The sequence below is a fragment of the Mycobacterium asiaticum genome (assembly GCF_001673365.1).
Lineage (GTDB): Bacteria > Actinomycetota > Actinomycetes > Mycobacteriales > Mycobacteriaceae > Mycobacterium > Mycobacterium asiaticum_A.
The window spans coordinates 17877-31814 of the sequence record NZ_LZLS01000155.1 but is presented as its reverse complement, the minus strand read 5'-3'; the positions used below and the strand labels follow the sequence as shown (position 1 = coordinate 31814).

At 65.2% G+C, this 13938-nt stretch carries 19 protein-coding genes; 4 read left to right on the top strand and 15 right to left on the bottom strand.

The features are described from left to right. The first annotated feature begins 51 nt into the window (after positions 1-51). Positions 52-1002, top strand: a complete 951-nt coding sequence (locus tag A5634_RS16215) for an MBL fold metallo-hydrolase (RefSeq protein ID WP_065145066.1) — start codon at positions 52-54, stop codon at positions 1000-1002. Here the strand turns inward: A5634_RS16215 and A5634_RS16210 are convergent. From A5634_RS16210 to A5634_RS16200, 3 genes are all read right to left on the bottom strand, one after another. Then, the gene (locus A5634_RS16210) at positions 972-2198 is read right to left on the bottom strand and encodes a cytochrome P450 (protein WP_065145052.1); all 1227 of its coding nucleotides are present in this window, start codon (positions 2196-2198) and stop codon (positions 972-974) included. The genes A5634_RS16215 and A5634_RS16210 overlap by 31 nt on opposite strands. After that, entirely contained in the window at positions 2191-2727 is a 537-nt protein-coding gene (locus A5634_RS16205) for a TetR/AcrR family transcriptional regulator (RefSeq protein ID WP_065145051.1), read from the bottom strand. The genes A5634_RS16210 and A5634_RS16205 overlap by 8 nt, the downstream gene beginning before the upstream one ends. A gap of 71 nt (positions 2728-2798) precedes the next feature. Next, positions 2799-3653, bottom strand: a complete 855-nt coding sequence (locus A5634_RS16200; protein WP_065145050.1) for a helix-turn-helix transcriptional regulator — start codon at positions 3651-3653, stop codon at positions 2799-2801. 74 nt (positions 3654-3727) lie between these two features. Between A5634_RS16200 and A5634_RS16195 the strand changes: the two genes are divergently transcribed. Further along, a complete protein-coding gene (locus tag A5634_RS16195) occupies positions 3728-4387 on the top strand; it encodes a class I SAM-dependent methyltransferase (RefSeq protein ID WP_437339981.1) in 660 nt (219 codons plus the stop codon). A gap of 88 nt (positions 4388-4475) precedes the next feature. Here the strand turns inward: A5634_RS16195 and A5634_RS16190 are convergent, their stop codons facing one another. Genes A5634_RS16190 through A5634_RS16175 form a run of 4 tightly spaced genes read right to left on the bottom strand, consistent with a single transcriptional unit; the run spans position 4476 to position 7111 of the window. Continuing rightward, positions 4476-4871, bottom strand: a complete 396-nt coding sequence (locus A5634_RS16190) for a type II toxin-antitoxin system VapC family toxin (RefSeq protein ID WP_065145048.1) — start codon at positions 4869-4871, stop codon at positions 4476-4478. Continuing rightward, a complete protein-coding gene (locus tag A5634_RS16185; RefSeq protein WP_065145047.1) occupies positions 4856-5095 on the bottom strand; it encodes a hypothetical protein in 240 nt (79 codons plus the stop codon). Before A5634_RS16185 ends, A5634_RS16190 begins: the two co-directional genes overlap by 16 nt. 34 nt (positions 5096-5129) lie before the next feature. Then, a complete protein-coding gene (locus A5634_RS16180; RefSeq protein ID WP_065145046.1) occupies positions 5130-6362 on the bottom strand; it encodes a zinc-dependent alcohol dehydrogenase in 1233 nt (410 codons plus the stop codon). Then, a complete protein-coding gene (locus A5634_RS16175) occupies positions 6359-7111 on the bottom strand; it encodes an SDR family NAD(P)-dependent oxidoreductase (RefSeq protein WP_065145045.1) in 753 nt (250 codons plus the stop codon). Before A5634_RS16175 ends, A5634_RS16180 begins: the two co-directional genes overlap by 4 nt. A 136-nt stretch (positions 7112-7247) precedes the next feature. Between A5634_RS16175 and A5634_RS16170 the strand changes: the two genes are divergently transcribed. Continuing rightward, positions 7248-8162, top strand: a complete 915-nt coding sequence (locus A5634_RS16170) for a class I SAM-dependent methyltransferase (protein WP_065145044.1) — start codon at positions 7248-7250, stop codon at positions 8160-8162. On the opposite strand, the gene sppA is transcribed toward A5634_RS16170, so the two are convergent. Beyond that, on the bottom strand, positions 8159-9946 hold the full coding sequence (sppA, locus tag A5634_RS16165) for a signal peptide peptidase SppA (protein ID WP_065145043.1): 1788 nt from the start codon (positions 9944-9946) through the stop codon (positions 8159-8161). The two genes, A5634_RS16170 and sppA, sit on opposite strands and share 4 nt — an antisense overlap. Before the next feature lie 55 nt (positions 9947-10001). Between sppA and A5634_RS16160 the strand changes: the two genes are divergently transcribed. Beyond that, on the top strand, positions 10002-10928 hold the full coding sequence (locus A5634_RS16160; RefSeq protein WP_065145042.1) for an LLM class flavin-dependent oxidoreductase: 927 nt from the start codon (positions 10002-10004) through the stop codon (positions 10926-10928). A gap of 68 nt (positions 10929-10996) precedes the next feature. Here the strand turns inward: A5634_RS16160 and rplO are convergent, their stop codons facing one another. The 7 genes from rplO to A5634_RS16125 all read right to left on the bottom strand — a co-directional run bounded on the left by rplO (position 10997) and on the right by A5634_RS16125 (position 13934). Then, positions 10997-11437 (bottom strand): 50S ribosomal protein L15, encoded by a 441-nt coding sequence (gene rplO / locus A5634_RS16155; protein ID WP_065145041.1) that lies wholly within the window; start codon positions 11435-11437, stop codon positions 10997-10999. Further along, the gene (rpmD, locus tag A5634_RS16150) at positions 11434-11616 is read right to left on the bottom strand and encodes a 50S ribosomal protein L30 (protein WP_065145040.1); all 183 of its coding nucleotides are present in this window, start codon (positions 11614-11616) and stop codon (positions 11434-11436) included. The genes rplO and rpmD overlap by 4 nt, the downstream gene beginning before the upstream one ends. Further along, positions 11616-12299 carry a 30S ribosomal protein S5 gene (gene rpsE, locus A5634_RS16145; protein WP_065145039.1) on the bottom strand — a complete coding sequence of 228 codons (684 nt, stop codon included), beginning with the start codon at positions 12297-12299 and terminating at the stop codon, positions 11616-11618. Before rpsE ends, rpmD begins: the two co-directional genes overlap by 1 nt. Positions 12300-12318: 19 nt before the next feature. Next, positions 12319-12687, bottom strand: coding sequence for a 50S ribosomal protein L18 (gene rplR / locus A5634_RS16140; protein ID WP_155769573.1), 369 nt, complete (start codon positions 12685-12687; stop codon positions 12319-12321). A gap of 38 nt (positions 12688-12725) precedes the next feature. Next, a complete protein-coding gene (rplF, locus tag A5634_RS16135) occupies positions 12726-13265 on the bottom strand; it encodes a 50S ribosomal protein L6 (protein ID WP_065145037.1) in 540 nt (179 codons plus the stop codon). 11 nt (positions 13266-13276) lie between these two features. Continuing rightward, complete coding sequence (gene rpsH / locus A5634_RS16130) at positions 13277-13675, bottom strand: 30S ribosomal protein S8 (RefSeq protein WP_065145036.1); 399 nt, start codon at positions 13673-13675, stop codon at positions 13277-13279. 73 nt (positions 13676-13748) lie between these two features. After that, the gene (locus A5634_RS16125) at positions 13749-13934 is read right to left on the bottom strand and encodes a type Z 30S ribosomal protein S14 (protein WP_011739072.1); all 186 of its coding nucleotides are present in this window, start codon (positions 13932-13934) and stop codon (positions 13749-13751) included. Positions 13935-13938 lie beyond the last annotated feature (4 nt).

Genomic DNA, 13938 nt, shown 5'->3' with positions numbered 1-13938 from the left:
TCTCGCCGAGTGTGATTTGTGCGACGCGACACGCGGGTCAAGCGTCGCGTGATGCACAGTCGCGGTGAAAAGACGTGGCTTGGTCGAGCAGCCGTCTCGCGGGTGGTGGAGCTGCAATTCGACCTGCCCACCCGCGCCTTCGCCCACACGCCGCCGTCGGGCTGGCGCGACAATGCCGACCTGCTGGTGCCGGACTTCTTCGACCCGGCAACCGAACAGTGGCACGTCGCGATTCAGAGCTGGGTAATAGAGGTTGACGGGTTGACCGTCGTCGTGGACACCGGCGTCGGCAATGACCGCGCCCGCCCGCAGCTGCCGCCACTGGACCACTTGAACACCGATTACCTGGCCGCACTGCAATCCGCGGGCATCGACCGCGAGGACGTGGACGTGGTCGTCAACACCCACGTTCACTCCGATCACGTCGGGTGGAACACCATGGGGGACAACGACTCCTGGGTTGCGACATTTCCCAACGCCCGCTACTTGGTGCCCGGGCCCGACTACCGTCACTTCCATCCCGACGGACCGGCGGCGCAACGATCACCGCGGACCGAGGCAGAAGAAGTCGCGCAACGCGGTAACCGGTTGGTGTTCGAAGACAGCGTCTTGCCCGTCGCCGCGCAGATCGTCCAATGGTGGGATGACTACGAGATCAGCCCGTCGCTACGGCTGCGGCCGGCACCCGGCCACACACCGGGCTCGTCGGTGTTGTGGCTGGATGCGGGTCAGCCCGCGGTGTTCGTCGGCGATCTGACACACAGTCCGCTGCAGGTGCGCCGCCCGGCCGACGCCTGCGCGTTCGACATCGACGCCGGTGCCGCCGCGGCAACCCGCCACCGGATATTCACCGAGGCCGCCGCCGCCCGTGCCGTCGTGGTGCCGGCGCATTACCCGGGCCGTGGCGGCGCGACGCTGCGCGCCGTCGAGGACGGATTCGACGTCGAGGAATGGCTGGACATCGACCGGCTTCAGCCAAGGGTCACCGGCAGCGATTCGTAGACGGTCATATTGTTGGCCAGGTTGGGTAGTTGCATGCGCGGTTCGCCGACTTCAATGTTTTTGGCGTTCAACAGGATTTCATCCAGTGCGGCCCGCACCTCGGCGCGGGCCAGCATCGCGCCGAGACAATGGTGGGCGCCCCCGCCGCCAAAGGACTGATGTGGGTTGGGGTCGCGGCGGATGTCGAAGCGATAGGGGTCGGTGAAGACGTCTTCGTCGCGGTTGGCCGAGCGCAGCATCGTCACCACGCGAGCCCCTTCCGGGATCAGGGTGTCGCCGAGCAGCACATCTCTGGTGGCCCCGCGGACCCAGAACATGATTGGGGTGGAATAGCGGATCACCTCCTCGACCGCAGTGCGCCGCGCCGCAGGGTCGGACCGGTAGCTGGCAATCTGGTCAGGGTTGGCGACGAACGCCCTGATGCCGTCGCACAACGCATTCCGGGTGGTATCGGCTCCCGCCAGGCCGAGGATGAAGAAGAATATCTCCAACTCGTTGGCCGGCAGTAGGAAGCTTTTTCCCGACTCCGCGGTGATCTCGGCGGTGCACAGGGCACTCCAGATGTCGTCGACGGGATGGGCACGTTTGTCTGCGGTGAGTTCGCTGGCGTATTGGAACAACTCGACGAATGGTATGACGTCGTCACCGTCGGGGACGGACAGTTGCGCGCCGGCGGTCTTGAGGACCTTGTCGATCAGGCCGAAGACCCGCGGCCGGTCCCGTTCCGGAATCCCTACGATGTCGCCGATCACCGAGATCGGCAGTCCCGCAGCCAAGTCAACGAAGTCACCCCCGCCGTCGGCCAGCAGGGCGCCGGCCATGGATCGCGCCCTGGCGCGAATTCCGTCTTCCAGCGTGGCCACCGCGCGCGGAGTAAAGGCACGCGTGATGACCCTGCGACGGACGGTGTGATCCGGCGGGTCCAGGCTGACGATGGCCGGGTATGCGTCGAACAGGGGGACGTCCTGAATCAGCGGACCGCGGGTCGCGGTGAACGATTCGTGGTCACGATGCACACGGGCGACGTCGGCGTGCCTGGTGCATACCCAGAACTCGCGTCCCACAGCGGTTTTGACGTCGTCGGTGAGTTCCTGGTGGAACACGGGCGTGCCGGCGCGCAATTGGGCGAACAGCTCGTCGGGGAACTCGGCAGCCCAGATTGCCGGATGGGCGAGGTCGATCGTCGTTTCAGCCATCCGATTCCTTGCGCAGTCCGTGAAGTATCAGCCGCAATCCGTAGCTGAACGGCTCGTCGCCGATGCCACTGAGGTGCGCGAGCTGCACCGAGCCCAACAGGTGGATGTAGAGCGCGGCATGGGCGGCCTCGAAATATGCTGCCGGTAAGCTTGTTTCGCGCAGAATTGCACGGGAAGCACGGTCCATCTCGGTGGCCGCGGCGGTGTGTGGATGTGCCAGCAGCAGTCCCGCGATGCCGGGCACCTCGAGGAGTACTTTCCAGGCGTTGGTATAGAGCAAGACCAACCGGGATTCCCAGTCGCCGGATTGCGGGACCTCGATTTGAGCGAGCACCGCCTCGATCAGCAGATCGAGCAGTTCGGATTTGTTTCGCACGTGGTAGTACACCGAAGAGGGTCTGGTACCGGCGACCGCAGCTAACTCGCGCATCGTCACCTTGTCCACACCGACCCGTTTGGCCAATTCCCAAAGGTGCTTGGTCAGGTGCTCACGATCGAGCGAGCCGTATCGCAATACCGGTGTGGCCACGTCACCCCGCTTCGAACCCCATTTCGAACACTGTTCTAATTAGAACAATGTTCGAGTCGTCCTGTCAATGCTTACGACTGGCTACGCGTCGCACGCCACTGCCGCGGCGTACGACCGTGCACGCGACCGAACAACCGGCTGAAATAACCGGGATCGGATATGCCGACCCGGCGCGCGACCTCGCCCACGGACAGGTCCGACTCGGAAAGCAGATCCCGGGCTTCGGTCATCCGACGTTCAATGATCCAGTCCTGGACTGTTTTTCCGGTGCGGCGACGCACCACCGTGGTCAAATGTCCCGGCGTCATACCGACCTCGTCGGCCACATCGCGGAGCGACAGGGGCTCACCGTGGCGACGATCAATGATCCCGAACACCTCGGCCAGCAGCGGTTCGCCGCTGCGCTGCAAGTCGGCCACCACGTCGCGGGCCAGCCGCGCCAGCTCGATCAGCAGCAGGGTCAGATGCGCCAGCACTGCCTGTCGATAGCCCTCTCGGCGCTGGCTCAACTCCGTTTCGATCGCGCCGATTGCGTCGTCCCAGACCGATCGTCGCGCTACGGGCACGTCCAAGCGCAGCACTCCGCCAGATTGTCCGTGCAGGAACGGGAACAACAATGGGTGCGACTGCCACGCCGGCCACGGCGACCGCGCATCCTCACCAAGAGCGCCGGGATCGAAGAACACCGTCACGCCATTGGGCGCCGGCACTACCTGTTCCAGATCGAGCACTTTTCCGGGGGCAGCCACGTACACCAGGCCGGCGGCGGGCACGTACCAGAGCGCCGGAAAATCGTGGATGTGCGGACGGCGTTCGGGCAGTTCGTCGTGCCGGACCACCGACACCGGCGGGGTCTCCGGGTCGGTCCGGTACCGGTACACGGGCACACCGCGGTCGTGTCTGCTGAGCCGAGTAGCGGGGGCCATAGTGCCAAAGATAGTCCTTTTTTTGGCTACGATCGCCCAATTACTGGACTTCACACGGGCGCAGTATGGATTTTGTGACCAAACATCATCCACATGATTACCTGCCAGCGACTGCCCACGACCGGTTTCTTCCCGCCTACGACCTGATCGCCCGCTTGATGGGAATGCGCAACGTTTATGAAAAGCTCATTGCGCAGGCCGAACTCGCCGACGGCCAGCGGGTTCTGGAAATCGGTTGCGGCACCGGCAACGTCGTCATCAGGGCCAAACGATCGGGGCCCGCTATTGAAGCGATTGGCACCGACCCGGACCCACTGATAGTGGCCCGGGCGCGCCGAAAGGCGTTGGGGATGGCCGGAATCCGATTTGAACAAGCCTACGCCCAACGTTTGCCCTTCGCAGATGGCGAGTTCGACCGGGTCTTGTCGTCGATGATGCTGCATCATGTCGGGGCGGACGCGAAACCGGCCGTGGCGGCCGAAATATTTCGGGTGCTGCGCCCCGGGGGCCAACTGCATCTCGTCGACATCAGCGGCGACGCGCACACCCACTCTGGACCTCTGCATGGCCTGATGGCGCGACTGATGAAGCGCAATCCCCACTTCAGCGACAACATCGGCGACGCAATCCCGCAGCTGCTCCGCGCCGCCGGCTTCGAATGCACGGAACTGGCCACCCACCGGCAGCGGATCGTCGGGCAGCTGACCTACTACCGGGCCATCCGCCCGCGGTAGCCGGTCGGCGAACGTGCACAGCGGTACACCGACACGCCGCGGCTGATGGCATTCTGCGCGCCCTCGCGCCGCGCGAGCGTCGTGCGCGCTAGCCCGCAGCTAAGTCGTGCAGGCGCAAACCCTCGACCCGCTCGAAATGCTTGCGGTTGCGGGTAGCCAGCGGCAGGTCGAAGTTGAGGCAGACACCGGCCTGCAGGCAGTCGGCGAGTCCGATGTCCTGCCCCGCCGCTCGAAGAGTCGCGGCAACTTCGCCCGCGCGCAGCGCACTGCTCGGGTCGAGCGGGAATGTCCGCGACCGAACCAGTCGAAGAATGTCGTCCCGACGCGCCAGGAAGTCGGCGCCAACACGCAGTTCGAATGCGGTGATCGCGGTGATGCGTAACTGGTGATTTATCAGCAACGCCCGCACCAAGGTGGTGCCGCTCCCTTTGCCGCGGAGAAAGTCGATGATCAGGTCGGTGTCGACGACTACGAGACCCGCCACGCAGATCTCACATCATTGATGCGAGAACGCATCTCGTCCGCATCACAATCGGTGAGCACGCCTTCGAGCCCAAGCAGCAGTTGCACTTCGTCGACGTTCAGGTTGGCCAGGTAGCCGTCCAGCGCCTCTTGCACCAGCAATGAGAAGCCGCGAACACCGCGACGGTGCGCGATCGCGGTCAAGGCACGGTGCTGTTCATCGGTAATCTCCACCGTTGTGCGCATGCATGCATGTTAGCATGTGCGCTACCGTGGCTGATCAGCGCTGATCGATCGCCACCTTCACCGCCCCACTGCCGGCCTGGTCGGCGATCGCCAGAAACGCCTCCCGCCACCGATCAAGCCGAAACATGTGAGTAAGCATGGGGCGCAGGTTGATTCGGCTAGACGAGACCAGGTCGAGGTAGTGCGCGATGGCATGCTGGCGCACCCCGTCGACCTCCTCGATACCAAAAGCGTTGGAGCCGACCCAGTTGATTTCCTTGAAGTACAGCGGACTCCACTCCCACCGTCCCGGCGCATGCACGCCGGCTTTCACCAACGTCCCACGCGCGGTCAACACCCGCACGCCCACTTCGAACGTCTCGGGCTTGCCGACGGTGTCGTAGACGACGTCGACGGCACCGGGATAAGCCATTGGCAGTCCCAGCAGAGGCTGGCGCAACCGACCACCGCCCCAACCCGCCAGTTCCTCGATGATGTCCGAGCGTGGTTCGTGCGCAAGCACTTTGACGGCACCGAACGCGCGGGCCAGTTCCGCTTGGGCGTCGAACCGCGCCACCACGGCCACCGAGACCTCGGGGTACAACGCCCGCAGGATGGCTACCGCGCACAAGCCCAGCGATCCGGCGCCGTAGACCAGCACCTGTCCGGAGGAAGGAGGTGGATGGCGGGTGATCGCGTGCAGAGATACCGAAAACGGGTCGGCGAAAACCGCAACCTCGTCGGGCACCGAATCCGGCACCGGGAACAGCATGCTGTCATGCGCTGGCATCAACTCGGCGTACCCACCCGTGACGTCGGCCGACACCCCGGTATGGATGCCCGGCTTGATGTCACCGTCGGTGAAACTCCAGCACAGGCTGTAGTCGCCGCTTACACAGGCCGGACACTGCGGAACGATGCCACGCGGCCCGCAGGACAACCACGGGTTGAGCACCACGCGTTGCCCTACCTCTAGTCCCCGAGCCTTCGGCCCGAGTTCGACGACGTCGGCCACCACCTCGTGACCCATCACCTGCGGAAAGGAGCAGAACGCGGCCATCGCGTTGTCAGCGTCGTCCTCGCCGAAATCCATCAAGATTTGCTTGGAGTCCGACCCGCAGATACCGGTGAGTCGCGGCCGGGTGATCACCCAATCCTGATGCAGCAGCACTGGATCCGATACGTCGCGCAACGCGGTGGGAGTACGGCCCAGGTTCTGCACCAGCTTTCCGCGGTGCCCGGCAACCTCGAACGGCTCCGGCGGCACACCATAGACAAGTGCTTTCATTGGCCGGCCATACCGACAATGAACGCGTCGAGGTCGGCGTCCTTGGCCTCGACCACCGCCTTGAGATCTGGCAGGTAGTGCTCGAAGCGGTCGCTTTCCATGGCCGTGATGATGCCCGCGGCGACCTCCTCGGGCGGCACCTTCGGGCCTTGGTAGACGGGCTCGTCGTTGTCGGGCTGATCCCAGATCTCGGTGTCGACTGGTCCGAGCTGGATCAGTTTGACCGATACTCCGCTGCCGACTAGGTCGATCGCCATCGCCTCACTCCAGCCAGTCAACGCGAATTTGCTTGCACAGTAGGCCGATTCGCCAGCGATACCGAGCCGTCCGGCCATGCTGGCCACGTTGACGATGATGCCCGAACGGCGCGCCAGCATGCGTGGCAGCAAGGCCAGCGTCAGCCGCATCGGGGCCATGAAGTTGACCCGCATGACACCCTCGACCTCGTCGGGTTTGAGGGCGGCGACCGCACGCCGCTTGGGCACGGCCGCGTTGTTGACCAGGACGTCGATGCCGCCCAGCGCATGCCAGGCTTGCAATGCAAGTCGGCTGGCTGCCACGCCGTCGGCGAGATCGGCCGCCCACATCATCGACTCCGGTGAGGTAGTGCGGCAGTCCGCGAGGACGTCGGCCAACCTGTGCTCGCGACGGGCGATCAAGCCCACCACCGCGCCCTGGCCGGCCAACGCTCGGGCCAGAGCCGCGCCGACTCCCGACGAAGCCCCCGTGATCAGCACTCGCTTTGTCATGGCCTCAAGGTTGCCGCTAACCGGGCCGTACGGAAACCGCTTTGGTCATCAAAGTTCCGAATTGGAAATATGCCACGTAAGTGCGACGTTGTACATGCGTCACCGACCAAGACCTAATAGGACTGATAGGAGAGCCATGCCACGCGCTCACGACGACAACTGGGATCTGGCGTCCAGCGTCGGCGCCACCGCGACGATGGTCGCGGCCGGGCGCGCCATGGTGACCAAAGCACCGGACGGGTTAATCACCGATCCGTTCGCCGAGCCACTGGTCCGCGCGGTTGGGGTGGAGTTATTCACCAAGATGATGGACGGCGAACTCGACCTCGAATCCTTCGAGAATTTCTCGCCGGACCGCATGCAGGCAATGATCGACGGAATGGGCGTGCGCACCAAGTACTTCGACGAGTACTTCGCCAATGCCGCCGACGCGGGTGTCCGGCAGGCGGTGATCCTGGCCTCCGGGCTCGACGCCCGCGCCTACCGCTTACCGTGGCCGGACGGCACGGTGGTTTACGAGATCGACCAACCTCAGGTCATCGAATTCAAGACGACCGCGCTGGCAGGCATCGGCGCCGAGCCCACCGCAACGCGGCGCACCGTCGCGATCGACCTGCGCGGCGACTGGCCGGCAGCGCTGCGGGAGGCAGGCTTCGATACCACCCAGCCAACGGCGTGGCTGGCCGAAGGCCTGCTGATTTACCTACCGCCCGAAGCCCAGGACCGGTTGTTCGACAACATCACCGCACTCAGCGTGCCCGGTAGTACCGTGGCCACCGAATTCGTGCCCGGCATCATCGATTTCGACGCCGACAAGGTACGTGAAATGTCGGGCAGCTTTCGCGATCACGGGGTCGATATCGACATGGCGTCACTGGTCTACTCCGGTGAGCGCAACCACGTCGTCGACTATCTGGGCGCCAAGGGCTGGAACGTCGACGGGATCACCCGCACCGAACTGTTCCGACAAAACGGCTTGCAGGTGCGCGATCTCGCAGACGACGACCCGCTCGGCGAGATCATCTTCATCAGCGGTGGGCTGACCGGCTAAAACCGAGCCTGCCCCAGCCACAGCGCGTTGGCGCCCGAGGCGGTCTGCTGGACCTGGTCGATGATCCCCACCACCGAGCGGGTAAGCAACGCTCCCACCGCCTCGGGCAGCGAAGCCGCGCCCGGTTGCGACGACGCCCGCGGCCGCAGCATGTCCAACAGTGACGAGCCCGGATAGCTCAGGACTCGAACGTCGGTGTCCGCATCCAGCCCGGCGAGCACCTTGGCGCGGCGCACCGCGGTCCGAAAACCGCCGAGCTCGTCGACCAGTCCCCGCTCCAGCGCGTCCGCCCCCGTCCAAACCCGGCCTCGCGCAACGACGTCCACTTCGTCGGTGGTCAGATTGCGCCCGTCGGCGACCCGCTGCACGAAATCGGTGTAGAACAGGTCGGCCTCGGCTTCCCGGTGAGCCTGCTGCTCCGGGGTGAATGGCGCGTCGATCGACCAGGCGTCGGCATTGGCGTTGGTGCGCACCGTGTCCGAGCCGACGCCGAGGCGGTCTTTGAGATCCCGAACCACCAGCTTGCCGGTGATGACGCCGATCGAGCCGGTGATCGTCCCGGGATTGGCGACGATCGCGTCGGCGCCCATCGAGACGTAGTAGCCACCGGACGCGGCCACCGAACCCATCGACGCCACCACGGGTTTGCCGCGTTCGCGAGCCCGCTTCACCTCGCGCCAGATGGTCTCCGACGCCGTCACCGAACCGCCGGGACTATCCACCCGTAACACGATCGCCGACACCGCCTCCTCGGCCGCGACCTCGCGCAGCGCCGCCGCGATGGTGTCGCCACCGGCGTTCGAGGGGCCGATCGGCAGCCCTTGCGGCCCGCCACGACCGTTGACGATAGCGCCCGCCACCGTGACCACGGCGATGATGGGCTTTGCCCGGCGGCCCGGTATGGACGGCACCGGCGGCGCCAGGCGTGACCGGGCTGCGCCGGCGTAGCGCGCGAGATACATCCGCGGCGGCTTCAAGTCCGCGTCAAAGTCCTCCGAATTGGCGTGCGGGTCAACCCATTCCGCCATGCGGGCGTAGGCCTCGTCACGGTAGCCGATCCGATCGACCAGACCGGATGAGACCGCGTCGCCGCGCAGCAACGGCGCGCGGTCGGCCAGTTCGTCGAGCGTGGCCGTCTCGATGTGGCGCGACTCGGCGACGGCCTGCCACACCTGGTCCTGCAGGCTGCCCAGCATGGCAGTGACCGCCTCGCGGTGGGCATCGGTGAAGCCATCTTCAGTGAAAAGGTTTGCCGCCGACTTGTATTCGCCGCGGGCGACGAATTGCGCTTCGATACCCGCTTTGTCCAGCGCATCGCGCAGGAACATCGCATTGCTCGCGAAGCCGATCAGCCCGACGCTGCCGGAAGGCTGCATCCACACCTCACGGAACGCTGAGGCCAGGTAGTAGGACAGCGTGCCCGGATAGGTCTCCGCCCAGGCCAGTGACGGCTTGACGGCACTGAACGCCGCGATGGCGTCCCGCAACTCCTGTACCGCCCCGATCGGCGAAGGTGGCAACTGCACCTGTGCGATCAGTCCTACGACACGCGGGTCCTCGGCGCCGCGGTGGATCGCCGTGACAGCGTCGCGCAACGACAACTGCCGGCCGCCGCCGGTGATGATTGCCAACGGGTCGAAGCCCGATGTCTCTGGCGGCGTGCTGCGTAGGTCCAACTCGAGCACGCAGCCGTTGGGTACGCCGTGATGGCGGGCGGTGTCCACCCGGTTCACCAGGGCGCGCAGATCGTCGACCCCAGGCAGCGAAGGCAGGAACGCAAACATGTACTGAAGCCTACCGATCGCCGCTTTCTCGCCCAGGCAACCGTACGGTGGACGTGTGAGGTATTCCATCGCGATCCCGCAGCTCGATGCGGACGGCTTCGACGCCGCGGGGCTGCGCTCGTATCTGACTCGCGTGGAGCAACTCGGGTTCGACGGCGGGTGGGTACTCGAGCAGATCATCGGCGACGCGCCCCTGTTGGCCCCGCTGGAGCTGCTGGCCTATGCGGCGGCTTGCACGCAACGGCTGCGCCTGGGGGTCGCCGTCCTGGTGACGTCGCTACATGATCCGCTGCAACTCGCCTCGGCGGTGACCGCCGTCGACCGGCTCAGCCACGGTCGGCTCGACCTCGGTGTCGCCCCCGGCGGCGGCCGCCGCAAGTTCGCCGCCTTCGGCGTCGACAAGGACTCCTATCTGAGTTACTTCACCGAAGGGCTGCAACTGATGAAGGCGGCCTGGTCTGATCAACCGCGGGTGTCTTTTCATGGCCGCTTCCGTGACGTCGACGACCTGCCCATCGCGCCTAAGCCGGTGCAACGACCGCATCCGCCGATCTGGTTCGGCGGCTTGGCACCAAAGGCGCTGGCCCGGGCGGTGCGACATGGTGACGCCTTTTTGGGCGCCGGCTCGTCATCGACGGCCGACTTCGCCGAGGCGGTGCAGATCGTGCGCCGCGAATTGGCCGAACAACAAAAGGACCCGGCGGGCTTCACCATCGGCAAACGCGTCTATCTGATGATCGACGACGATGCCGACCGGGCCCGCGAACGCGTGCAGGCCGGGCTGCGGCGCATCTACGGCAAGATGGCGGGCATCGAGTCGGTGGCGGTGTCAGGCACACCCGACGACGTAGCCCGCGGGCTTCGTGAGGTGATGTACGCCGGAGCCGAGATGCTGCTGTTCAATCCCGTCGGCCGCGACGTCGCAGAGGACCGCGAACAGCTGGAACGCCTTGCCGCAGAAGTGATTCCACAGTTGCGTTAACTTGCGCGGAAACGCAAGAGCACCCGACACGGCGGGCGTGCGGGTGCTTTTGCGTCTTCTCGCGCAGGCTACAGTTCGGTCGCCGAACCGCCGGCCGCGGTGATCTTCTCGCGTGCGCTGCCGCTGAACTTGTGCGCGGTCAGGTCGACCTTGACGGCCAGCTTGCCGTCACCGAGGACCTTGACCAACGAGTTCTTGCGAACTGCGCCCTTGGCCACCAATTCCTCGACACCCACGGTGCCGCCCTCGGGGAACAACCGGTTGATGTCGCCGACGTTGACGACCTGGTACTCGGTGCGGAACCGGTTGCGGAAACCCTTGAGCTTGGGCAGCCGCATGTGAATTGGCATCTGCCCGCCCTCGAAGGTCGCCGGCACGTTCTTGCGCGCCTTCGTACCCTTGGTGCCGCGGCCCGCGGTCTTGCCTTTGGAACCCTCACCGCGACCGACGCGGGTCTTCGCGGTCTTGGACCCCCGCGCGGGTTTCAGGTCGTGAAGCTTGATGGTCACTTGACCTCCTCGACTTCAACCAAGTGGCTCACCACAGTGATCAACCCGCGCGTCTGCGGGTTGTCGTCGCGGATCACCGAGTGGCGAATCTTGCGTAGGCCCAGCGTGCGCAGGCTCTCCCGCTGCTTCCAGCGCGCTCCGATGGTGCTGCGCACCTGGGTGATCTTCAGTTGGCTCATTATTGTGCAGCCTCTCTTGCTGCCCCGGAATTCTGTGCGGCCAGCGCCTCGCTCTCGCGGCGCGCCTTCAGCATCCCCGCCGGAGCGACATCCTCGATGGGCAGACCGCGCCTGGCGGCCACCTCCTCGGGACGCTGCAGCATCTTCAGGGCTGCGACGGTGGCATGCACCACGTTGATCGCGTTGTCGCTACCCAGCGACTTGGCCAGAATGTCGTGCACGCCAGCGCATTCCAGCACCGCACGAGCCGCACCACCGGCGATCACACCGGTACCCGGGCTGGCCGGGCGCAGCAGCACGACGCCGGCAGCGGCTTCGCCCTGCACCGGGTGCGTGATGGTTCCGCCGATCAGCGGCACCCGGAAGAAGCCCTTGCGCGCTTCCTCGACACCCTTGGCGATGGCGGCCGGAACTTCCTTGGCCTTGCCATAACCCACGCCCACCATGCCGTTGCCGTCACCCACGATGACCAGCGCGGTGAAGCTGAACCGCCGACCACCCTTGACCACCTTGGAGACACGGTTGATCGCGACGACCCGCTCCAGGTAGTTGCTCTTGTCGCCGTCGCGGTCACGGTCGCGTCCGCCACGGCCACCGCCATCGCGGCGACCCCGTCCGTCGCGGCCGTCACGGCTGTCCGGGCCACGGCTATCTGTCGGACCCCCGGCCGGTTGTTCGGCCATTATGCGAACCTTCCGTTCATCAGAATTGCAATCCGTTCTCGCGGGCGGCATCCGCCAATGCCGCGATCCGTCCACCGTAGGTGTAGCCGCCGCGGTCGAAGACCACGGAGTCGATGCCGGCAGCCTTGGCCCGCTCGGCGATCAACTGTCCGACCCGCACGCTACGGGCTTTCTTGTCCCCATCCAGACCGCGAACGTCGGCTTCGATCGACGAAGCCGCCGCCACGGTGGTGCCATTGAGGTCATTCACCAGTTGCACGTGAATGTGCCGCGACGACCTGTTCACCACCAGACGGGGACGTTCAGCGGTGCCCGAGACCTTCTTGCGCAGCCGTGCGTGCCGACGCAGCCGCGAGACCCGACGGGTTGCGGATACGCTCTGCCCCACTGGCTTTCGCGCTGATTCAGCCTGTGTTTGCGCCATGACTACTTACCTGTCTTTCCGACCTTGCGGCGGATCTGCTCACCCTCGTAGCGCACACCCTTGCCCTTGTACGGGTCGGGACGACGCAGACGGCGGATGTTCGCCGAGATTTGGCCGACCTTCTGCTTGTCAATCCCAGAGACGGTGAACTTCGTCGGCGCCTGCACCGCGAACGTGATGCCTTCGGGGGCTTCGATTACCACCGGGTGGCTGTATCCGAGCGCGAACTCCAGGTTGCTGCCCTTGAGTTGCACACGGTAACCGACACCGTGGATCTCCATTTTGGTCGTGTAGCCCTCCGTCACACCGGTGACCAGGTTGGCCACCAGGGTGCGCGACAGCCCGTGCAGCGAGCGGTTGTGCCGCTCGTCGTCCGGACGCGAAACCACCACGGCGCCATCGTCGTTGCGCGACACGGTGATCGGCTCGGCCACCGTCAACTCGAGGGTGCCCTTGGGACCCTTGACCGAGACGTTCTGGCCTTCGATGGTTACGTCGACTCCAGCGGGGATCTGAACCGGTTGCTTACCAATACGCGACATCTGCTAACCCCTTACCAAACGTATGCGAGGACTTCGCCGCCCACGCCCTGTCTGGCTGCCTGACGGTCGGTGAGCAGACCCGAGGACGTCGAGATGATCGCGACGCCAAGGCCGCCGAGCACCCGCGGCAGGTTGGTTGATTTTGCGTACACCCGCAAACCCGGCTTGGACACCCGCTTCAAGCCCGCGATGCTGCGCTCGCGGCTGGGCCCGTACTTGAGCTGCACAACCAGCGACTTGCCGACCCGAGCATCCTCGGTGTGGAAGTCGGTGATGTAGCCCTCGTTCTTGAGGATCTGGGCGATGTTGGCCTTGATCTTGGAGTGCGGCAGGCTCACTTCGTCGTGGTACGCGGAGTTCGCGTTGCGCAGACGGGTCAAGAAGTCTGCGATTGGATCCGTCATAGTCATCGAGCGCTGCTCCTCTTCATCGCTACGCTCTGCTGCGTCGTCTTCGCGGTCATGATCTAGTCCTCGTGTCCCGTCACCAACTGCTCTTCTGAACGCCAGGCAGTTCACCCGCGTGCGCCATTTCGCGCAGGCAGATCCTGCACAGTCCGAACTTGCGGAACACCGCGCGCGGACGACCGCACTTGCTGCAGCGCGTGTAGCCACGCACTGCGAACTTCGGCTTACGTGCCGCCTTGTTGACCAGTGCCTTCTTAGCCATCTGC